The organism is Kitasatospora sp. NPDC033851 (assembly GCF_055576085.1).
In genome coordinates this window covers 77,856-98,600 of sequence record NZ_JBVIRL010000012.1, presented here as the reverse complement: position 1 = coordinate 98,600, position 20,745 = coordinate 77,856, and the positions used below count along the sequence as shown (strand labels likewise).

At 73.0% G+C, this 20,745-nt stretch carries 18 protein-coding genes; 13 read left to right on the top strand and 5 right to left on the bottom strand.

Going from position 1 to position 20,745, the window contains the following annotated elements; translation table 11 throughout:
• Positions 1 to 348: 348 nt before the first annotated feature.
• From ACZ51D_RS23115 to ACZ51D_RS23070, 10 genes are read left to right on the top strand one after another with little or no spacing between them, the layout of a single operon-like run.
• Positions 349 to 1,377, top strand: coding sequence for a beta/alpha barrel domain-containing protein (locus tag ACZ51D_RS23115; protein ID WP_360493839.1), 1,029 nt, complete (start codon positions 349 to 351; stop codon positions 1,375 to 1,377).
• A 38-nt stretch (positions 1,378 to 1,415) separates the two neighbouring features.
• On the top strand, positions 1,416 to 2,252 hold the full coding sequence (locus ACZ51D_RS23110) for a fumarylacetoacetate hydrolase family protein (RefSeq protein WP_465617957.1): 837 nt from the start codon (positions 1,416 to 1,418) through the stop codon (positions 2,250 to 2,252).
• Positions 2,253 to 2,285: 33 nt separating this feature from the next.
• Positions 2,286 to 4,010 (top strand): non-ribosomal peptide synthetase, encoded by a 1,725-nt coding sequence (locus tag ACZ51D_RS23105; protein ID WP_465663423.1) that lies wholly within the window; start codon positions 2,286 to 2,288, stop codon positions 4,008 to 4,010.
• 5 nt (positions 4,011 to 4,015) lie between these two features.
• Positions 4,016 to 5,788, top strand: coding sequence for an asparagine synthase (glutamine-hydrolyzing) (gene asnB, locus ACZ51D_RS23100; RefSeq protein WP_465663461.1), 1,773 nt, complete (start codon positions 4,016 to 4,018; stop codon positions 5,786 to 5,788).
• Between the two features lie 49 nt (positions 5,789 to 5,837).
• Entirely contained in the window at positions 5,838 to 6,551 is a 714-nt protein-coding gene (locus ACZ51D_RS23095; RefSeq protein WP_465617953.1) for a thioesterase II family protein, read from the top strand.
• Positions 6,552 to 6,554: 3 nt separating this feature from the next.
• Positions 6,555 to 8,129 carry an FAD/NAD(P)-binding protein gene (locus ACZ51D_RS23090; RefSeq protein WP_465617951.1) on the top strand — a complete coding sequence of 525 codons (1,575 nt, stop codon included), beginning with the start codon at positions 6,555 to 6,557 and terminating at the stop codon, positions 8,127 to 8,129.
• The gene (locus tag ACZ51D_RS23085; protein WP_465617949.1) at positions 8,126 to 9,358 is read left to right on the top strand and encodes an ATP-grasp domain-containing protein; all 1,233 of its coding nucleotides are present in this window, start codon (positions 8,126 to 8,128) and stop codon (positions 9,356 to 9,358) included. Before ACZ51D_RS23090 ends, ACZ51D_RS23085 begins: the two co-directional genes overlap by 4 nt.
• 6 nt (positions 9,359 to 9,364) lie before the next feature.
• Positions 9,365 to 10,426, top strand: coding sequence for an EamA family transporter (locus tag ACZ51D_RS23080; protein WP_465663422.1), 1,062 nt, complete (start codon positions 9,365 to 9,367; stop codon positions 10,424 to 10,426).
• Positions 10,368 to 11,594, top strand: coding sequence for an ATP-grasp domain-containing protein (locus ACZ51D_RS23075; RefSeq protein ID WP_465663421.1), 1,227 nt, complete (start codon positions 10,368 to 10,370; stop codon positions 11,592 to 11,594). Before ACZ51D_RS23080 ends, ACZ51D_RS23075 begins: the two co-directional genes overlap by 59 nt.
• On the top strand, positions 11,591 to 12,502 hold the full coding sequence (locus ACZ51D_RS23070) for a nitrilase-related carbon-nitrogen hydrolase (RefSeq protein ID WP_465663420.1): 912 nt from the start codon (positions 11,591 to 11,593) through the stop codon (positions 12,500 to 12,502). The genes ACZ51D_RS23075 and ACZ51D_RS23070 overlap by 4 nt, the downstream gene beginning before the upstream one ends.
• A 94-nt stretch (positions 12,503 to 12,596) precedes the next feature.
• Here the strand turns inward: ACZ51D_RS23070 and ACZ51D_RS23065 are convergent, their stop codons facing one another.
• From ACZ51D_RS23065 to ACZ51D_RS23055, 3 genes are all read right to left on the bottom strand, one after another.
• The gene (locus ACZ51D_RS23065; RefSeq protein WP_465617943.1) at positions 12,597 to 12,998 is read right to left on the bottom strand and encodes a pyridoxamine 5'-phosphate oxidase family protein; all 402 of its coding nucleotides are present in this window, start codon (positions 12,996 to 12,998) and stop codon (positions 12,597 to 12,599) included.
• A gap of 121 nt (positions 12,999 to 13,119) precedes the next feature.
• On the bottom strand, positions 13,120 to 13,755 hold the full coding sequence (locus tag ACZ51D_RS23060) for an MBL fold metallo-hydrolase (RefSeq protein ID WP_465617941.1): 636 nt from the start codon (positions 13,753 to 13,755) through the stop codon (positions 13,120 to 13,122).
• Entirely contained in the window at positions 13,752 to 14,837 is a 1,086-nt protein-coding gene (locus ACZ51D_RS23055; RefSeq protein WP_465617939.1) for an S-(hydroxymethyl)mycothiol dehydrogenase, read from the bottom strand. Before ACZ51D_RS23055 ends, ACZ51D_RS23060 begins: the two co-directional genes overlap by 4 nt.
• Before the next feature lie 674 nt (positions 14,838 to 15,511).
• Here ACZ51D_RS23055 and ACZ51D_RS23050 point away from each other — a divergent pair.
• On the top strand, positions 15,512 to 16,732 hold the full coding sequence (locus ACZ51D_RS23050; RefSeq protein ID WP_360493805.1) for a cytochrome P450: 1,221 nt from the start codon (positions 15,512 to 15,514) through the stop codon (positions 16,730 to 16,732).
• On the top strand, positions 16,729 to 16,986 hold the full coding sequence (locus ACZ51D_RS23045) for a ferredoxin (protein ID WP_360493802.1): 258 nt from the start codon (positions 16,729 to 16,731) through the stop codon (positions 16,984 to 16,986). The genes ACZ51D_RS23050 and ACZ51D_RS23045 overlap by 4 nt, the downstream gene beginning before the upstream one ends.
• A 262-nt stretch (positions 16,987 to 17,248) precedes the next feature.
• Here the strand turns inward: ACZ51D_RS23045 and ACZ51D_RS23040 are convergent, their stop codons facing one another.
• Together ACZ51D_RS23040 and ACZ51D_RS23035 are read right to left on the bottom strand one after the other, a co-directional pair.
• Positions 17,249 to 18,133, bottom strand: coding sequence for a PhzF family phenazine biosynthesis protein (locus ACZ51D_RS23040; protein ID WP_465663419.1), 885 nt, complete (start codon positions 18,131 to 18,133; stop codon positions 17,249 to 17,251).
• Positions 18,134 to 18,215: 82 nt separating this feature from the next.
• Positions 18,216 to 19,310 carry a DUF5937 family protein gene (locus ACZ51D_RS23035; protein ID WP_465617932.1) on the bottom strand — a complete coding sequence of 365 codons (1,095 nt, stop codon included), beginning with the start codon at positions 19,308 to 19,310 and terminating at the stop codon, positions 18,216 to 18,218.
• Between the two features lie 127 nt (positions 19,311 to 19,437).
• Here ACZ51D_RS23035 and ACZ51D_RS23030 point away from each other — a divergent pair, with 127 nt between their 5' ends.
• On the top strand, positions 19,438 to 20,724 hold the full coding sequence (locus ACZ51D_RS23030; protein ID WP_465617930.1) for an MFS transporter: 1,287 nt from the start codon (positions 19,438 to 19,440) through the stop codon (positions 20,722 to 20,724).
• Positions 20,725 to 20,745 lie beyond the last annotated feature (21 nt).

The window sequence follows — 20,745 nt, the reverse complement described above, 5'->3', positions numbered from 1 at the left end:
ACAACCGGCGAGGACGCCGGCAATCCAGAGGGGGACTGGAGGTGGGAATCCCGTACGCGGACTTGTGTCGCGTCCGGCGAAGAAGTACTCACCACGAGGCCGGAACGCTCGCGCCCACGGCACGGTAGTGCCGGCGGCAGCGCGGCAGAGGTCGTTTCTCCATCCCGACCCTGATCGGGATTTCCACGGTCGAACTCCCTACGGTGACGTTCCATCGTTCTTGCTCCGCCGATGCGCGACCGCGCCCACCGGGAATCCGCCATGCGGTCCCGGAGGAGGTCCGGCATCGGCTCTTTCCCGCGAACCACCCATACTCATCCGCCAATCACTGAGCTCCGGAGGACGGTTATGTCTACAGCACCCGGCCCGCTGTTCGAGCCGCAGTCGAGCGAGATTCTTGACGCCACCCTGCGCGATGGCTCGTACGCCGTCGACTTCCAGCTCGAAGAGAAATTCGTCATCGAACTCCTCGGCCGACTGAACGAGACGCCGATCGGGAAGGTGGAAATCGGCCACGGCCTCGGCTACGAGGCCGAGCGTTCCGGCATCAGGGCCTGCAACATCGACCTGTCCCGGTGGTGCGAGATCGCCCGCTCGGAACTGTCGGAAACCTCCTGGGGCATGTTCGCGCAGCCCGGCTTCAGCCGGCTCGAGACGCTTCAGGAGCTCTGCGACCAGGGCATGTCGTTCGTCCGCATCGGCATGGAGGCCGACCGGGTCTCCGAGCACCTCGAGTACATCGAGCGCGCCACCGAGATCTGCGGGCAGGTCTACCTCAACCTCATGAAGACCAGCGCCACGCCCGCCGAGCAGCTGCCCAAGCTGCTGAGCGGAGTCACTCCGGCCGTGGCCGGACTGTACGTCGTGGACTCCTACGGCTCGATGCTCCCCAGCGACGTGCAGCACTACGTCGAGGTCGCCAGGGAGCACTTCCCGGTCGTCGGGTTCCACGGCCACGACAACCTCGGCATGGCGAACGCCAACAGCATCGCCGCGCTCCAGGCCGGCGCCGCCATCGTCGACGGAACGCTCGACGGCATCGGCCGCGGCGCCGGCAACGCGGAGACCGAGTCGCTGGCCGGCATCCTCAGCATGGTCGGCAGCGACAGGTACGACTACAAGCAGTTGGCCCGGCTCGCGGAGTTCTGCCGCACCAGCCTGGAACTCCTGCCGGAGAACCGGAACATGCAGGTCCTCGGCGGAGTCATCGGGATCCACTCCGGATACTTCCCGCTCATCGAGGAACTCTGCGCCGAGCTCACCGTCGACCCGGCCCCCCTGATGGAGATCGCCGTCGACCTGGCGTCGCAGAGCGTCGGCAAGAACCACCTTCACGCCGCGGCCCAGCGGATCTCCCAGGGCCTCGCGGCGGTCTAGCGAACCCCTTTCGACCAGCGCCCTACAGGGAGGAACACATGAGGATCGCACGATTCGACGCCGGCGACGGCTACCGGATCCACGCCGGACAGGACGGCGGCTGGGTGCCGCTGTCGGCCATCGAGGGCTACCAGGCTCCCGCGCGGATCGCGGACCTGCTGGACGAGGCCCGGAGGAGCGAGCTCGCCGCGCTGCTCGCCTCCCGGTCGGTCGAGCCGCTGACCGACGTCCGGCTCGACGAGGCCGCGACCATCGCCGACGGCGGCGACATCTGGGGTGCCGGCCTGAACTACCGGGGCCACTCCGAGGACCTGAACACCCAGCAGCCCGCCTCCGGCCCGGGATCGTACCTGCGGCCGAGCAGCTGCCTGATCGGCAACGGGCAGCAGATCGAACTGCCGTCCCAGAGCAAGCGGGTGACCGCGGAGGCCGAACTCGGTCTCGTCATCGGCGTGGCCTGCAAGAACGTGTCGCGCGCGAACTGGCGCTCGGTCGTCGCGGGTGTCACGACCGTGCTCGACATGACCGCCGAGGACGTGATCCGCGAGAATCCGCGGTACATCCCGTGGTCCAAGGGATTCGACACGTTCTGCAGTGTGGGACCGCAGCTGGTGACGCTGGACGAGTTCGACGACGAGGCGCTCCGGAACATCCGGGTGTCGACCATCCGCAATGACGAGGTCGTCTCCTCCGCCCTGGTGTCCGCCATGAAGTACGACCTGGGCTATCTGGTCGAGTACTTCACGGCCGGTCGGACCCTCGCGCCCGGAACCGTCATCTGCACGGGAACTCCGGGAGCCGCGGTGATCAGCCCCGGAGACTCGATCAAGGCCGTCGTCGAGGGTGTGGGAACGCTCGTCCACACCGTGCGGTAGTTCGTCTGACCATCGCTGAAAAAGGTTGATCACTTGTCTGTCCAGCAGATATCAGTAGTCGACGCGATCGAGCGCGTCGTTCAGGACCATCCCGACTGCGGCGCCATCGAGACCACCGACGGCTCGATCACCTATCGGGAATTCGGCGAGCACGTCCGCGATTTCACCGCGCGGCTCGAATCGCTCACCGAACCGGGTGAGTTCATCGGAATCGAGGCCGTCCGCACCTCGGGGTCGATCGTCGCCATGGTCGGCGCGCTGACCGCAGGACGACCGTTCGTGTTCATCGACCCGCGCGACAGCGAGTCGTCGAACAAGCGGAAGGTCTCCTCGCTCGGCATCAACCTGGTCGCCGGCACCCCTGCCGGGTCGCACGCGCCGCGACTCGCCGCGACGCCGGCCGAGTGGCGGGACGGCCCGGAAGGCCAACACCTGTCACCTCAGGTCGATCTGACGGAGTATCAGGACACCCTCGGCTACGCGATCCACACCTCGGGTTCGACCGGAGAGCCCAAGTGCGTCCTGGTGCGCGCCGAGCCGTTGGTGCCCATGGTCCGGGACCACGTACGGCGCCTGGAGCTGGACACCCGGTGCCGCACCCTGCAGTTCGCCCGACTGACCTTCGACGGGTGCATCACCGAGATCCTGTGGACCCTGACCTCGGGCGCCTGCCTGGTGATCCTCGGCGAAGAGCACCTCAGCCCGGGACCGGTGCTCCAGCGGACGCTGGAGCGGTACCGCATCACCCATCTGAAGACGACACCCTTCGCGCTGACGGCCACCGAGCCGAGCGAGGGGATGGCCCTCAAGCACGTGATCAACGGCGGCGGCGCCTGCCGGCAGGCCGTGCTCCGGAAGTGGTCCGCGGCGGCGGCGTTCCACAACGCCTACGGGCTCACCGAGACCACCGTCTGCAACTTCCTCAGCGCCCCGCTGGACCCGGACGACTGCAAGGAGTCCGTCCCGCTCGGCGACCTGGTCGGCGACTGCGGGTTCGACCTCGCCCCGCTGCCGACGGCGGCCGACGAGGCCGCCGGTTCGCCGGTGACCCGCGGCGAACTCGTCATCACCGGCAACAGCGTCGCGGTGGGCTACCTGACCGCCCAGGGCGTACGGCCCTTCCTCGACGACGACGCGGACCGGGTCTACCACACCGGCGACATCGTCGAACGCCGCGACGGACAGGTCTACTTCGTCGAGCGGCTGGACCGGCAGGTCAAGGTCCGCGGCTACCGCCTGGACCCGGGCGAGGTCGAGAGCGCGGCCTGCCGCCTCGACGGCGTCGTGGAGGCGGTCGTCACCGCCGAGTCGCACGAGAGCGGCGACGACGACGCCGCCGACGCCCTGGTCTGCTACCACCTCGGCACCGCCACCTCCCGGGAGGTGCGCACCCACCTGGAGACGGTCCTCGACTCCTACAAGGTCCCCTCGGTGATCCGGCAGATCGAGGCGGTCCCCTACACCCGCAACGGCAAGGTCGACCGCGAGGCGCTCCGGGCGAGCCGCCGCGCCGCCCCCGAGGCGGAACGGGCCGCCGCGCCGGAGGACCAGATCCTCGAACTGGTACGCCGGCTCACCGGGGTGGCCGACGCCGGCCTCGACGACAACTTCTTCGACATCGGCGGCGATTCGGCCTCCACGGTGATCCTGGTCAACAAGCTGAAGGAACTCGGCTGGATGGCTGTCGGCGTCCGGGACGTCCTCCGGGCCGAGAACCTGAAGGTCCTCGTCGACGAACTACGTGATCGGAGCGCTTGACCGCGATGTGTGGCGTATGCGGGACCTATTCCCCCAACGGTCGGGTGAATCGCAGCATCGCGGCTGCCATGCACAACCGGCTGGTCCACCGCGGACCGGACGAGACCTACTCACTCAACACCGGGACGCTGTCCGCGAAACTCGGCCGCCTCGGCTTCACCGGCCTGGTCGACGGCTGGCAGCCCGCCGAGGACCGCAGCGGCCGGTACGTGGCCATGACGAACGGCGAGGTGTACAACGCCGAGGCCCTCCGCGCGAAGGTGGGTGCCGACCGGCACCGGAACGCCGTCGACGTGTCCGTCATCCCCGAACTCGTGGCCCGGTACGGGATCCAGGGGCTCGGCCTGGTCGACGGGCAGTTCGCGACCGTCGTCTTCGACCGCGCCGAGGACACCCTGGTCCTGGCCCGGGACCGGTTCGGCGTCTGCCCGCTGTACTACGCCGCGACCGGCGACGACGTCCACTTCTGCTCGGAGCTCAAGCCTCTGGTCCAGAGCGTCGACCGCTCCTGGAAGGTGGACATCGGCGCCGTCGACCAGTACTTCTCGCTGGGCAACGTCGTCGCGCCGCGGACCTTGGTGAAGGGCGTGAACGCCGTCCCCCCCGGCTGCGCCGTCCGGTTCGGTCCGGACGGCCAGGAGACCGAACGCTACTGGCGCTACGGCGAGTTCGCCCCCACCGCGGAGGCGGTCCCGGACGAGGCGCTCCGGGCGGGGCTGCGGGGCTCGATCCGGGACCGGCTGCACGCCGACGTCGAGATCGGCGCCTACCTGAGCGGGGGGTTCGACTCCACCGCGATCCTGATGGAATCGGCCGCCCTGCTCGACCGGCCGGTCCGCACCTTCTCCATCGTGTTCGACGATCCCTCGCTGGACGAGGGGCGCTTCCAGCGGGAGGTGGCGCAGCAGGCCGGCAGCAAGCACGAGCAGATCCTGTGCCGGCCGACCGACATCGCGGCACGGTTCGAGGAGATGGTCCGGCACTGCTGCTACCCGCAGCGCGAGACCTACAACGTGGCCGCCATGATGCTCGCGGATACGGTACGGTCCGCCGGCGTCAAGGGGGTGGTCTCCGGCGAGGGCGCGGACGAGCTGTTCTTCGGCTACGACTCCTACGCCTTCGACAGCGCCACCAGGTCCACCCGGAGCTCCTGCGCCGAGAACGAACAGGCCTGGGGCCGCGCGGACTTCAGCTGGGAGGTGGACTGGCGCAAGGTGCACCGCCGGCGGGAGTACCTCGCACCGGCGGCCGCCGAGGCGCTGGTGGGCGAGGAGTTCTGGCGCACCAGGCTGATCCCGTTCTCCGAGGACGAGGCGAAGCGGCTCTCGCCCATGCAGCTTCGCTCCGTCTCCGACGTCTACGTCCAGCTGGCGGGCCACCTCCTCGGCGACCACGGCGACTCCATGGTCATGAAGAACTCGATCGAGGGCCGCTACCCGTTCCTCGGGAACGAGGTGGTCTCCCTCGCGCTGCGGACCGCCGACAGCGCCAAGGTGGTCGACTTCGAGGGCAAGGCCTGCCTCAAGTCGGCCTACCGGGGAATCGTCCCGGATTCCGTCCTGCAGCGCGGCAAGCACGGGTTCACCGCGTACGACCTGCGGTCGGTCGTCGACGCCCGGACCTGGGACGACTGGCAGGGCCTGGTCGAGGCCAGCGGGCTCTTCGTCCCGGGCAGCCTCGACACCGTGCCGGCCCAGGGCGGTGCGGACAAGTGGGACTTCAGGCTCAGCCTGATCAGCATCGCCATGGTGATGGACGAACTGGCCCTCGGGCTCTGACCCGTGAGCCCCGCCGCCACATGTCACTGAAAGAACAGGAGAGGGACCGGTGGATCCCGAAAGTCCGAGTGTCGTCGTCTTTCCGGGTGCCGGGTCCTTCGGCACCGAACTCCGCGGACTGCTGAGCGCGTCGGGGCCGTCGGCCTGGCTCGCCCGGTACCCGGGAAGGCTCGGCCGGGACTTCGGCCGGGCAGCGGGCGCCTTCGAGGAGGTCGTGCGGTCCTGCGTCGCCCAGGTGGAGCGGCGCCGGCCCGTACGGCCGGTCCTCGTCGGGCACAGCTTCGGCGCGTACGTGGCCCATGCCACGGCGCGGGAACTGGCGGAGCTGGGCACGGAGGTCGCCGCCCTGGTGGTGGTCGGCGCGAACGCACCGGCCCTGCTGACGGTGCCGGAGCCGCCCACGCTCCACCGGTCCGACACCGTCGCCTACCTGGAGGGCATCGACCCCGGCCTCCTGCCGGACGAGGGCGACGAGTGGCGGGAGATCGTCATCGACACCGCGATGCAGGACCTGCGGCTGCTGCGGGAGTCCACCGGCTCGACGGTCCGTGAGGTGAGCTGCCCGATCCTCGCCGTCCGCGGTGCGGAGGATCCGCTGACCTCCACCGACGGCATCGGCGCGTGGGCCGACGCCACGTCCGGCAGCTTCGTGTCCCGGACGTTCCCGGGCGGGCACTCGGACCTGCTGGACACGCCCGCCTTCGCCACGTGGCTGCGCGGGGCCTCCCGGCACTCGCCCGTCGCCACCCGAACCGCGGGCTGACCCATGGACAAGCACGCCATCATCGTCGGCGGCGGAGCCAGCGGGGTGACCCTGTTCACCCAGCTGGCCACCACGCCCGGCATCGGCACCATCACGGTGGTCGACCCCAACCCGATCGGGCTGGGAACGGCCTTCGGCACCACCGATCCGCTGCTGCTCTGCAACACCTCCGTCGACGTCACCTCGATCGACCCCACCGGCGAGTCCGATCTGCTGAGGTACCTCGCCGCACGCGGCTGGCCGGTCCACCGCGACCACTTCGTCCCCCGCTACCTCGTCGGCCAGTACTGCCGCGAGCGGTACCTGACGTACCGCCGGGCCGCCGAACAGGCCGGCATCCGGGTCCGCCACCACCGCGCACGAGCCACCTCCGTCGGCCCCGACGACGGCGGCGGCCACACCGTCACGCTCGACGACGGGGCCCGGCTCACCGGCACCGACGTCTTCCTCTGCCTCGGCCTCGACCAGCCGGTCGTCCCCGAACTGGTCCGCGCGCACGTCGGCCATCCGGACCTCACCGCCGCGCCGTACCCCGTCGGGCAGTTGCGCCGGCTGCCCGCCCGCGCACGGATCCTGGTGCTCGGCAGCAAGCTCGCGGCGATCGACGCGGCGATCGTGCTGGGACAGCGGGGGCGGCACGTGGTGCTCTCCTCGCCCTCCGGACAACTGCCCGCCGTCCGGAGCCGGCTCACCCGGCCCGCCAGCTCGGTCCTCGACCCGGCCTCCTGGCGTCAACTCACCCCGGACTCACCGGACTTCGACCGCGAAGCAGCCCGCCTGGTGGTCTCCGCGGTGGCCCGGGCCGGATCGGGCGCCGCTCTGCGCGCCCAGACCAGCGGCGCGACCGCACCCGCCGACCGGCTGGCCGAGGAACTGCGCCTCGCCGAGTCCGGACAGGTCCCGTGGCAGGACGCGATCGCCGAGATCATCGACGCGATCAACGACAGCACCGCGCCCTGGCCCGCGGACACCCGCAGGACGGTGCTCGGACGGTACCGGCACGTCATCTCCCGCTACATCTCCTCCATTCCGGTCCGCAACGCCCGACTGCTGCTCGAACGCCTCACCGAGGGCACGCTGACGGTCGCCCCGCGACTGCCGGAAGCCGTCACCCCGGCCGAGTCCGGCCCCGGGTGGCTCGTCCGGTGGGCGGACGACCGCACCGAACACATCGACCACATCGTCTGCGCGGCCGGCTACCACAAGCCGACCCTGCGCCGACTCCCGGACCGCACCCTGCTGCTCCACTCCGACCCGGCCCTCGCCGTGACGGGCACCGAGCCGGAGATCTCCCCCGGCCTCCGGGTGTGCGATCCGCGGACCGGCGAACCCGAGCGGGTCTGGGTGCTCGGCGCCGCCTCGCACCCCCGGGCCGCCATCGTCAACTACCTGAACACCGCGGCCCGTCAGGCGACCGGCATCGCCACCGACCTGCTCTGGGCCGCGCACGACGCACCCACCCCTGCCATCAGGGTCACCGGCTCCGTCAAGGTCAACGACACCGTCAAGGTCAACAACACCGTCAAGGTCAACAACACCGTCAAGGCCACCGTCACCGCCACCGGAAGGCTCGTATGATGTTCGTCCTCGTCAACCCCGTCTCCACCGGAAAGGCGCTGGCCGAGGCCTTCCGGGAGGAGGGCGCGGACTGCCTGCACCTGTACGACGCGTCACTCCGGGCCGCGTACGACGCGGACGGCTCCCCGCGCACCATGGTGCACGAGGACCTCGCCAAGACCCTCGAGGTGCTGGGCGGCCTGCGCCCGACCGCCGTCATCGCCGCGAGCGAGTACGGCGTCCTGCTCGCCGACGAGCTCGCCACCAGGCTCGGACTGCCGCACCACCGGCCCGAGCAGGCCGCGGCCCGCCGCGACAAGGAGCTGATGGTCCGGGCCCTGGAGCAGGCCGGCGTGCCCGCCGCGCGCACCGGATCGGTCCGCGACGAAGCCGAGCTGACCGACCTGCTCGCCCGCTGGGACAGCTACCCCGTGATGGTCAAGCCGCGCGACAGCGCCGGCAGCGACGGCTGCACCATCTCGCCCGACCCGGAGACGGCCCTGACGGCCTTCCGCGCGATCGTCGACCGGCAGAACCTGATGGGCGAGGTCAACGACGACGTCCTCGTCCAGGAGTTCCTGACCGGCACCCAGTACATCGTGAACACCGTGAGCATCGACGGCCGCCACCTGGTGAGCGAGGTGTACGCGGAGCGCATCGACCACATCGACGGCGCCCCGGTGCTGCGCCACATCATCTCCCGGCCGCAGCTCGACGCGGCGGAGGCGGAGCTGGTCGGCTACGTGCTGGACTGCCTCGACGCCCTGGGCATCCGGGAGGGGGCCGCCCACACCGAGGTCATGCTGACCCCGGCCGGACCGCGCCTGGTCGAGGTCAACTCCCGCGTCATGGGCCCCTCGCTGGCCCCGGACCCGTACCACGCGGCCTTCGGATACAGCCACCAGCACCTCGTCGTGGAGCGCTTCCTGCGCCCCGAGGAGTTCGCGCTGCGCCTCGAACTCCCCTACACGGCGGCCCGGTCGGTCGCCAAGGTCTTCCTCCGCTCCGACCGCCCGGGGAAGCTGCTGGCCGTGGACGGCGCCCGCATCCTGCGCCGCCTGCCCGGCTTCCACAGCATCGACCGGCTGCCCGAGATCGGGCAGCCCATCCTCGACCGGTACCTCACCACCGGCGCCAGCGGCATCGCCTACCTGGTCCACGAGGACGAGCACCTGCTGCTGAACTCGCTCGGCGTCATCCACGACCTGGAGGACAGCGGAGCCCTCTACCGCCTCGCCGAACAGGACTGACCGCCGGTGCCGATCGCGCTCATCGCCCTCTCCGTCCTGCTCCAGGCCGGGACGGAGGGCTTCCTCTCCGGCCGGCTCGACCCGGCCGGCAGCCTGCTCTTCTCCTGCCTGGCGTTCCTCGCCACCGCGGTGGTGTTCACCCTGACCACCGTGCTGCGCGGCAAGCACCGGGGAGCGCTCGCCGACCGCGAGGTCAGACGGCTGCTGGTCCAGATGAACCTGGCGAGCGCACTGACCTTCCTGGGCTACTTCGTGGCGCTGGCCTGGGTGCCCGCCGCACTGGCCGCAAGCCTCATGGCCGGCGTCGGCCCGCTCGCCGTCGCCGTCCTCGGCGCGGCCCGGGGCGCCGGCGGCCCGGGCCGCGCGGGCTGGCTCCGGGCGGGCGCGCTGCTCGCGGTGTCGCTGGCGGTGGCCGCCTGCACCCGGTCCGGCGAGACGGCGGCGATCGGACCGGAGGTCCTCGGCGGCGGCCTGCTGGCGGTGCTCTCCGGCTTCGGCGCGGCCCATCTGGCGACCGTTTCACGGAAGTTGGGCGACCTCAAGGTGGACCCGGTGGTGGTGACGGCCCACCGCTTCCACCTCACCTACCTGCTGGCCGGCGTGCTCCTCGCGGCCCAGGGCGGCCCGACGGGCCACGGGCTGTCGCTCGGCGCGGCCTCGCTGGCGGCGGTGGCGGGGGTGGTCGTCCCGCTGTACCTGCTCCAGATCGGCGCGCAGCGCTGCCCCCCGGTGATCACCATGGTGCTGCTCACCACCCTCCCCGGACTGACGTACCTGGCGCAGGTGCTGTTCGGCGACCGGTTCAGACCGCTCAGCGCGGTGCTGATCACGGCGCTGGTGGCGCTCGCCGTGCTGTTCACCCGGCTCGAGGCCCGGCCCCGGCGTTCCCCCGCCGCGACCACCGCTCCGGCCGCCACCTCGACCGATCCCGCAACCTCGACCGGCCCCAGTGCCTCGACCGACCCCACTGCCTCGACCGACCCCGCAACCACGACAGAAGGAGACCGCGATGCCGACCGTGCTGGTACTCGGGGGCGCGGCACCCAGGGAGTCCGGCTTCGTCCGTGACATCTGCGACCGCGCGATGGACCAGTTCCGCAAGCGCGGCGTCCGCGTCGTCCTCACCGACACCCGGGAGAACCTCGCGGCCGCACCGGAGCTCACCGCCCTGGCCGACGAGGTCCACGAACTGGACTTCGCCGACGCGTCGGCCTGCCAGGACTGGGCCGCCGCCTACGCCCGACACTCCCCCGTGCACGCGGTCGTCGGCTACCGCGAGTACGCCGCCGTCAGCGTGGCCTCGGTCGCCGCGCTCCTCGGCGTCCCGGGCAACCCGCCCGAGGCGGTGCGACTCGTCCGGACAAAGGACGAGTGCCGCGAGCACCTGCGCCGCCACGGCTTCCGGCAGCCGGAGTTGACGGTCTGCGCGTCCGCGGAGGAGGCCACGGACTTCCTGCGGGAGCACGGACCCGACGTGGTGGTCAAACCCCGCCGGGGCTCCAGCAGCGAGGGAGTGAGCCGGGTCTCGGACCCGGCCGCGATGGCCGCCGCCTTCCGGGACGCCCGGGACGCCGACGGCCTGGCCCTGGTCGAGGAGTTCGTGCACGGCCGCGAGTTCAGCGTGGAGGGCCTGTTCACGCAGGGCACTCCCCACGTCCTCGCCGTCACCGAGAAAGCGCTCGCCCCCGGCGGGTTCGTGGAGATGGGCCACACGATGCCCGCCGCGCTCGGCGACGACGAGGCCGAGGTCGTCTCCACCGTGACGGCGGCGCTCCGGGCGATCGGCCTGCGGCGCGGCCACTTCCACGTCGAGTGCTGGGTCACCGGGTCGGGTGTCGTGCTCGGCGAGGTCCACGCCCGCCAGGGCGGGGACTGGATCCACGCGATGCTGGAGTGGTGCCACCCGGAGCTCGAGCTCTACGGGCACTGGCTGGACGACCTCCTCGACACACCCCCCGCCGGTGTACCGGCGCGCGCCACGCGGGGCGCCGCCGTACGCTTCCTGGCCCCTCCCACCGGCGTCGTCACCTCGGTCGGCGGCTGGTCCGAGGTGGCCGACGACCCCTCGGTGCTGGCCGCCACCTGCACCCTGGCGGTCGGCACCCGCATCCACCCCGTCACCTCCAACCTCGACCGGCACGGGGCGATCGTCGTGGGTGCGGCGGACGCCGCTCAGGCCCGGGCCAAGGCCGAGTTGCTGCAGGGCTCGCTGACCGTCGAGGTGCGCCGGCCGTGACCACCGTGACCGCCGCCGTGGTGCAGGCCGCCGCCCGGCTGTTCGACACGCCGGGCGCGCTGGCCCGCGCCGAGGAGCTGATCCGCGAAGCCGCCCTGGGCCACCGGGCCGAGGTCGTCGTGCTGCCCGAGGCGTTCCTCGGCGGCTACCCCAAGGGCCTGGACTTCGGCGTCAGCGTCGGCGACCGCACCCCGGCCGGCCGCGAGCTGTTCCGCCGCTACCACGCCTCCGCCGTCACCGTCCCCGGCCCGGAGGTCGACGCGCTGGCCGCCCTCACCCGGGAACTGGGCTGCCACGCGGTGGTCGGCGCGGTGGAGCGGCGCGGCGCCACCCTGTACTGCGTCGCCCTGTTCTTCGGCCCCGACGGCTACCTGGGGCTGCACCGCAAGCTGATGCCGACCGCGGCGGAACGCTACCTGTGGGGTCAGGGCGACGGCTCCACCCTCACGGTCGTCGACACCGGCAGGGCCCGCCTGGGGGCGGCGATCTGCTGGGAGAACTACATGCCGCTGTTCCGCACGGCGATGTACGCCAAGGGCGTCGACCTGTGGTGCGCACCGACCGTGGACGCCCGCGACGCCTGGCAGGTGACCATGCGGCACGTCGCGCTGGAGGGGCGCTGCTTCGTCCTCAGCGCCTGCCAGTACCTGCGCCGCGACGCCCTCCCGCCCGACCTCCACCCGGTCCAGGGCGACGCCCCCGACACCGTCCTGATCGGCGGCGGCTCGGTCATCGTCTCCCCGCTCGGCGAGGTCCTGGCCGGCCCGCTGCGGGACGGCGAGGGCATCCTGTCCGCCGAACTCGACCTCGACGATCTGGCGCGCGCCCGCTTCGACTTCGACCCCGTCGGCCACTACGCCCGCCCGGACGTCTTCACCCTCCACGTCGACGAGTCGACCCGCAGGTAGGCCCGCGGATAGGCCCGCGAGTCGACCCGCGAGTCGACCCGCGCGAGAACGGCCGTTCTCGGAAATGAGAACGGCTGTTCCGCTGAAGGGCGTCTCAGCCCCGGCCGAGGACGCGGTCCACGGTGATCTCGATGACCACCCGGTCCGGGTTGACCCGCGGCTGGCGGTAGCGCTCGGCATAGCGCCGCTCGGCCTCGGCCACCTGTTCGGGCTCGTCCCGGACGACCGCGACGCCCTCCAGGGTCGCCCACCGCGCCCGGTCCACCTGGCAGACCGCGACCCGCAGGCCCTGCGGCCCCGCCTGCGCGACATTGAGCGCCTTGCGACTGGTGCGGCTGGTGATCACCCGGGCGGTCGCCGTCTCCGGCTCGAACGTCACACCGACCGGCACCACGTGCGGCGTGCCGTCCGGGCGGATGGTGGTCAGGGTGGAGATGTGCCGCTCACGCCAGAAGGCGAGCATGGCGTCGTCGAGGTCGCGCGGGTCATGGGCCATGATCGCGATCGTACGGCCCCCGGGGAACGATCAAGCCCCGGGGGCCGTACGCCGTACGGGCCGACGAGTCGACGGCCGGCGTGCGCTTCAGGGCCCGCAGCGCGTCAGGGCCCGCGGCGCGTCAGTGTCCGCGGGCGATCCACTCCGGCAGGGCCGGGGCCTCGACGCCGATGGTGGTCGGGTCGCCGTGGCCGGTCCGCACCACCGTGTCCGCCGGGAGCGTCAGCAGGCGCTCGCGGATCGAGTCGATGATGGTCGGGAAGTGCGAGAACGACCGGCCGGTCGCGCCCGGGCCGCCCTGGAAGAGGGTGTCGCCGGTGAAGACCGTGCCCAGGTCGGGCGCGTACAGGCAGACCGCGCCCGGGGCGTGCCCCGGGGTGTGCAGCACGGTCAGCTCCGTGCCGGCCACCTCGATCCGCTGCCCGTCGGCCAGTTCGCCGTCCGGGAGGCGGTCTGGGTGGGTGAGCTTCCACAGCGGCAGGTCGTCCGGGTGCAGCAGGATCGGCGCACCGGTGCGGGCCGCGAGGGCCGGGGCCGCGTCGATGTGGTCGTTGTGCGCGTGCGTGGAGACGATCGCCCGCAGCCGGCGGCCGCCGAGCGCCGCCTCGATGGCCGCCGCGTCGTGCGCGGCGTCGATCACCACCGCCTCCTCGTCGTCGCCGACGATCCAGACGTTGTTCTCCACCTCCCAGCTGCCGCCGTCGAGCTCGAAGGTCCCGGCGGTCACCAGCCGGTCGACACGGGCCTCAGAGGTCACAGGGTCACCACCGAGCGGAGGACGTCGCCCTGGTGCATGCGCTCGAAGGCCTGCTCCACCGCGTCGAGTTCGATGGTCTCGGTGACGAAGGCGCGCAGGTCCAGGCGGCCCTGGAGGTAGAGGTCGATGAGCATCGGGAAGTCCCGCGAGGGCAGGCAGTCGCCGTACCAGGAGGACTTCAGGGCGCCGCCGCGGCCGAAGACGTCGAGCAGCGGGAGCTCCAGCGTCATCTCCGGGGTCGGCACGCCGACCAGGACGACGGTGCCGGCCAGGTCGCGGGCGTAGAACGCCTGCCGGTAGGTCTCGGGCCGGCCGACCGCCTCGACGACGACGTCCGCGCCGTTGCCGCCGGTCAGCTCGCGGATGGCCTCGACCGGGTCGGTGGTGCGGGAGTTGACGGTGTGGGTGGCGCCGAGCGTGCGGGCGGTCTCCAGCTTGCGGTCGTCGATGTCGACGGCGATGATCTTCGCCGCGCCCGCCAGCCGGGAGCCCATCACGGCCGCGCCGCCGACACCGCCACAGCCGATGACGGCGACCGAGTCGCCGCGGCCGACGTTGCCGGTGTTGATCGCGGCGCCGAGGCCCGCCATCACGCCGCAGCCCAGCAGGCCGGCGACGGCCGGCTCGGCCGCCGGGTCGACCTTGGTGCACTGGCCGGCCGCGACCAGGGTCTTCTCGGCGAACGCGCCGATGCCCAGGGCCGGGGACAGCTCGGTGCCGTCCAGCAGCGTCATCTTCTGCTTGGCGTTGTGGGTGTCGAAGCAGTACTGCGGGCGCCCGCGCCGACAGGCACGGCACTGGCCGCACACCGCACGCCAGTTGAGGACCACGAAGTCGCCGGGCGCGACCTCGGTGACGCCCTCGCCGACCGACTCCACGATGCCCGCGGCCTCGTGGCCGAGCAGGAACGGGAACTCGTCGTTGATGCCGCCCTCGCGGTAGTGGAGGTCGGTGTGGCAGACGCCGCAAGCCTGGATCCGGACCACCGCCTCGCCCGGACCGGGGTCCGGCACCACGATCGTGGTCACCTCCACGGGCGCGCCCTTGGCACGCGCGATGACTGCCTTGACCTGCTGGGCCATCCGATTCCACCTCCGTCGGCCGATGCCGCTCCGCACCGGCGTGACCTGCGACGACACGACTGCAGAAGGACTGCAGAAGCACTGCCCACGAAGCGTAGCGCCCGCTCCGCCGGCCGCCGGCGGAGCGGGGGGCGATCCGGCGTGATCCGCCTCACCGCGCGTGCCGACGGCGTGTCAGCCGACGCCGCGGTACGTCACGGAACCTCACGGCACCTCACGGCACCTCAGGTGGCACATGCCGGCGGCCTACCCGCCGACCTATCCGGCGGCCGCCCGGCCCCCGCCCGGCACGGCCGCTCAGGCGGGGGCGCACGGACGGCGCTGAGCGCTCGTCAGCGCGCCTCGAACTGCCCGGAAAGCATCGGTGTTGGCTGGAAGTGCCGCAGACGGGCGCCCTACGGCCCACGTACGGTCGTAGCAGAGACGGTCCACGCGACCACGCTCAGCACACCCGCCCCACCCGGCGGCGCGCCACCGCGCGCCCGTGCCGGGCGCGTACCGACCGTACGCCCCCGCACATGTCGCGCCTCCCCGCAGCCTCCCCAGCAGATGCCCTACCCAGTCCCGGCCCGTGTCGAGCCGCCAGCCGGCCGCACCACCCGTCCCCCGCACCATCCTCGGACCACCCCCCGTCGGACCGCCCCCGCGGCCCCGCCCTGGAGTCTGGAGTACGGATGTCCACCGAGAACAGTGCGACCGGTGCCGGAACCGGCACCGCCCCGCTTCCCCCGCTGCACTGCCTGCGCCACCTGGAGCCCGGCCCGCCCCGGCTCGCCGCGCTGCCCACCGGCACGCCGGTCTGGCTGGTCAGCCGGCACGCCGACGTGCGGCAGGTGCTGACGGACCCGCGCCTGGGCCGCGCCCCGCTCTACGCGCCGGACGCGCCGCCGGTCACGGTCACGCCCAACATCCTGGACGACCCGCAGAGCATGCTGAACATCGACGGCACCGAGCACCAGCGGCTGCGCCGCACCGTGCAGCGGGCCTTCACCCCGCGCGCGATAGCCCGCTGGAAGCCGTGGGTGGCATCCGTCGTCGAGTCGCTCATCGACGAGCTGATCGACCACGGCTCCCCCGCCGACATCGTCGCCGCCTACACCCGGCCGCTGCCGGTCGCGGTGATCAGCCGACTGATGGGCCTGGACAACCTGGACACCAAGCGGCTCGCCCACTGGAGCGACCACGCGCTCTCCACCACGGCCTACACCGCCGAGGCGATCGGCACCGCGATGACCGAGTTCTCCGCCTTCGGCGCCGAGGTGATCGCCGAGCGGCGGGCCGAGCCTGGTGACGACCTGGTCAGCGGCCTGCTCGCGGCCGCCGCCGAGGACGGCTCGATCACCGAGGCGCAGCTGGTCGCGCTGGTCATCGGCCTGGTCGTGGCCGGCCACGAGACCACCATGACCAGCCTCGGCAACGCCCTGGTCTACCTGCTCGCCGACGGCCGCGAGGCCTGGCAGCAGCTCGCCTCCGACGAGACCAGCGCCGCCGCCGCGACCGAGCAGCTGCTGCGCGCCGTCCCGCTCGGCGACGCCCACGAGCACATGCCCGGACTGATGCGGCGCACCGTCGAGGAGGTGGAGATCGGCGGGGTGGTCATCCCGGCCGGCAACGTGGTCGCCGCCGACACGGCCGCCGCCAACCACGACCCGGACGTCTTCACCGGGGACCTGCGCACCGAGCTGTTCTCCCCGCCGGCCGCGCCGATGCTGACCTTCGGGGCCGGGCCGCACCACTGCCTGGGCGCCTGGCTGGCCCGGATGGAGCTGGAGCTCGCCCTGCACCGACTGGCCCGCCGGCTGCCCGCCCTGCGGATGGCGGACGCGGCCGAACGGATCGACTGGCGGCGCGGCCTGCTCACGCGCAGCCCGAACTCCCTGCGGGTGAGCTGGTGACGGGCCGGGCCGACACCGAACCGGTGATCGTCCGGGTCGACCGGGACCGCTGTATCGGCTCCGGAATGTGCGCTCGCAGCGCACCCGACTCGCTGGCCCTCGGCGCGGACGGGCTCGCCGCGCCGCTGGCCGAATACGCGGACGGCGGCGCCGAGTTGACGGATGAGCTGACCGAGGCGGTGGACTTCTGCCCGGTCGAGGCGCTCACCCTCCACTCGGCCCGCGGGGGCTACCGGATCGATCCGGCGGAGTGACGCCCGTCCTGGTGTCGTCTGCCGCACGGGCGCTGCCCGCCACCACCGCGGCGGGCGGATCCCCCGCGGCCGGCGACACCGGGCGACGCTGGAGCGCCGCCTCGCCGTACGGAACGGCCAGGCGGGCGCCAACGCGTGACCGTCGGCGAGAAGCTGTTCCACCGCTACCTGGCCGACTTCGAGGAGCCGCGGGCGAGGGCGGGCAGGTCCTGCCGCAGCCCTCGCCCTGACGGCCCCGGCCCCCGGCCTCACCGCATCGCCATCACGGCATCGCCACCGCCGTACCCGAGACCCGCACGCGGGCGTCCTCCGCCCGCAGTTCGACCCGCAGCACGCCCGGGCGGCCCAGGTCCTCGCCCTGGTGCAGCGTCAGGACCGTCGGGGCCGCCACCGCGCCCAGCTCCTGCAGGTACGCGCCGAACGCGGCCGCGGCGGCGCCGGTGGCCGGGTCCTCGACCACGCCGCCGACCGGGAAGGGGTCGCGGACGTGGTAGACCTCGGGCGTCTCGCGCCGGACGAGTTGGAGGGTGGTCAGGTCGCGGGCCCGCATGTAGTCCGCCAGGCCGTCGAAGTCGTAGTCGAGGCGGGCCAGCCGCTCGCGGGTGCCGGCGGCGAGGACGAGGTGCCGGGCACCGGCGTAGGCGATGCGCGGCGGCAGGGCCGGGTCCAGGTCGGCGGCGGCCCAGCCGAGCAGGGCGAGCGCCTCCTCGACATCGGCCGCGGTGACCTCCTCGACCTTCGGTTCGACGCTGGTGAGGGTGGCCCGCAGCAGTCCGTCGGTGCCGCGCTCGACCTCGACCGGGACGTCCCCGGCGGCCGTCGCGAAGGCGTACCGCCCGGGGCCGATGTGCTCGGCAAGGGCGACGGCGGCGGCGACCGTCGCGTGCCCGCAGAACGGCACCTCCGCGAGCGGGCTGAAGTACCGTACCCGGTACGCCCCTTCGGCCGGGCCGGCGGTGAGGAAGGCGGTCTCCGAGTAGCCGATCTCGGCGGCGATGGCGAGCATCCGCGGATCGGTCAGCCCGGTGGCGTCGAGCACCACGCCCGCCGGGTTGCCGCCCTCGGGGCGGGTGGCGAAGGCGGCGTAGCGGAGGATCTCGGGCGAGGAGCCGGAGGAGCCGGAGGAGGCGGCAGCGTCGTCGGTCATGCCCGGACGAACGCGTTCCCCCTGCCCGCTGTTCCCGCACGGCCGCTGCCGTCGTGCCGCCGTTCCCGTGCCGCGCGCCGGGTCACCGGAGCACCGCCTCCAGGAAGTCCGAACCGAGCCGGGCGCTGCCCGCCAGGTCGAGCTGGTAGAGCATGTACCGCCCGCGCCGCTGTGTGGTGAGCAGCCCGGCCTTCCGCAGCACGGCCAGGTGGCGGGAGACCTCGGGCGCGGTGAGATGCCAGGCGGAGGCCAGTTCGACGGTGGTGTGCGGGCCACGGGCCATGGTGCGGGCGAGGCGCAGCCGGACGGGGTGGGCGAGCGCCTCCAGGCGCTGCTGGACGAGGGCGAGTGAGACCGGCTCGGGCAGGCCGGGTTCGGCGGTCGGGTACTGCAGGACGGGCCGCCAGCCGGGGGCGTAGACGACCAGGAGGTGGGGGCGGCCGAAGGCGGTGGGGATGAAGGTGACGCCTCCGCTGTCGGCGGCGCCGGCGGTGGAGTCCTGCAGCTTGTCGATGACGATCCGCCGCCGCCCGTCGCCCTGGTCGAGGGTGACGGACGGTGAGAGGGCGGCGAGTGTTTCGCCGAGGCCCCGGCGGGCCAGCAGGTCGGCTTTGCGCCGGGCGTCGGCGGCGAGGTCGGGCAGGACGCGCTGCCAGGCGTCGGCGAAGAAGGCCGGCACGCAGTCCTCCAGCATTCGCCGTACCAGTGCCCGGACGGCGGGCGGGTCGGCGAGCAGCCGGTCGGCGAAGGCGGCCTGCCGGGGGCCGCGGGCGAGGGCGAGGTCGCGGGCGAGCTCGTTGGCGGCGGGGTCGGTGAGCGGGGAGGCGGTCCGGCGGTTGAGCCGGGAGGAGCCGCAGGTGGTGATGAGGGCGCCGGTGACGTACAGCTCGTCGTCGATCCGGTCGACGGCGTCGAGTTCCTCGGCGAGGGTGGCGCCGGGCAGGCCGGGGACGAGGAAGTCGGCGCGCGAGGAGCGCCACAGGAAGTCGGCTTCCAGGAGCCGCTCGGCCAGCTCCGGCGGGATCGCGGCGGTGGTGCTGCTCGCCCAGCCGTGCAGCGCGGGGTGGTGCGCGGGCTCGGCGAGGACGTGCAGCATGGCGTTCAGCTCGGCGAGCGGGGAGGGCGTGAAGAGCAGGCGTTCGTCGGACAAGCCGGTGATGTCGATGGTCACACTCATATGCCTGCCTCGCTTCGCTCACTCACGCGGCAGATCCTGTCACCCCGTGCCGCCACGTCCGCCCCCGATTGACGGGAACCGTCAATCGGCGTGCCAGGCGGCCCGGCCGGGGCGGACGGTACCGGCCATGAGCCTGATTCAGGAGAAGTCCGTCCATGACCACGCCGCCGTCCGCGGCGGGGAGCCGCCCGCCCCGCCGATCGGTGCGGGCCGCCGGGGCCCGTCCGCGCTGCTGAGCCTGCTGACCGCCGCCGGCGGGCCCCGGTACGCCGTCGCGCTGGCGGTGGACGCGGTGGGCGGCGGCATGCTGCGACCGTTCCTGCTGCTGTACGGGGTCGGCGTGCTGCACCTGGGCGCGGGGGCGGTCGGGCTGGCGCTGTCGGCCGGGATGGTCGCGGGCCTGCTGGTGGTGCCGCTGACCGGCCGCTGGATCGACCGTGGCGCCCGGACCCTGCCCGCGGCCGTCACCCTGCTGCTGCGGGCGGCGGGCGCGCTGACGCTGCTGCTCGCGGACGGCCTGCCGGGGTTCACGGCGGCGGCGGTGCTGTTCGGGGTGGGCAGCCAGTCCTGGCCGACGACGCACGCCGCGGTGGTGAGCACGCTGACCGACGGACGGCTGCGGGACGCGGCGCTCGCCGCCGGGCGGTCGGTGCGCAACGCGGGGCTGGGCCTGGGCGCGCTGCTGGCCACCGTGGCGGTGAGCGGCGGGGCGAGCGCGATCCGGCTGCTGGCCGGGGTGACGGGCGCGGCCTGCCTGGTCGCCGCCGCACTGGTGGCCTCGCTGCGGGTGCGGGCCCGCCAGGAGGGTGCGCCGAAGGCGGCGCACGACGGTCCCCGGGAGCGGCGCGCGCCACTGCGCCGGATCAGTCTGCTGAGCCTCGCCAATCTGCCGTACGCGTTCTGCTTCGACGTGCTGGAGGTGGCGCTGCCCGCGCTGCTGGTGCTGCACCTGCACGCCTCCCCGGCGTGGTCCTCGGGCCTGTTCGTGGGCAACACGGTGCTGGTGATCGCCCTGCAGCTGGCGCTGGTGCTGCGCTTGGCGGACCGTTCGCGGCGCGCTGTGCTGGCGGCCTCGGGGGCACTGCTGGCGGTCTCGTACCTGGGCTTCTGGGGGGCCGGGGCGCTGGGCGGCACCCCGGGGACGGCGGGCATCGCGGTGGTCTCGGTGCTGTACACGCTGGGCGAGATCCTCTACACCGGTTCGGGTACCGCGCTGGTCGCGGCGGTCGCCCCGCCGCACCTGCTGGGGCGGGCGCTGGCCCGCTGGGAGCTGTCGATGGGCGTGGGCCGGGCGGCCGCGCCGGCGGTGGTGACGGCCCTGCTGGCCGCCGGTCCGGGCGCGCTGTGGCTGCCGCTCGCCGCCGCCACCGCGCTGGGGGCGCTGGCGGTGCTGCGGCTGGGCCCGGCACAGTAGGGTCGGCCGGCGGGTGGGATG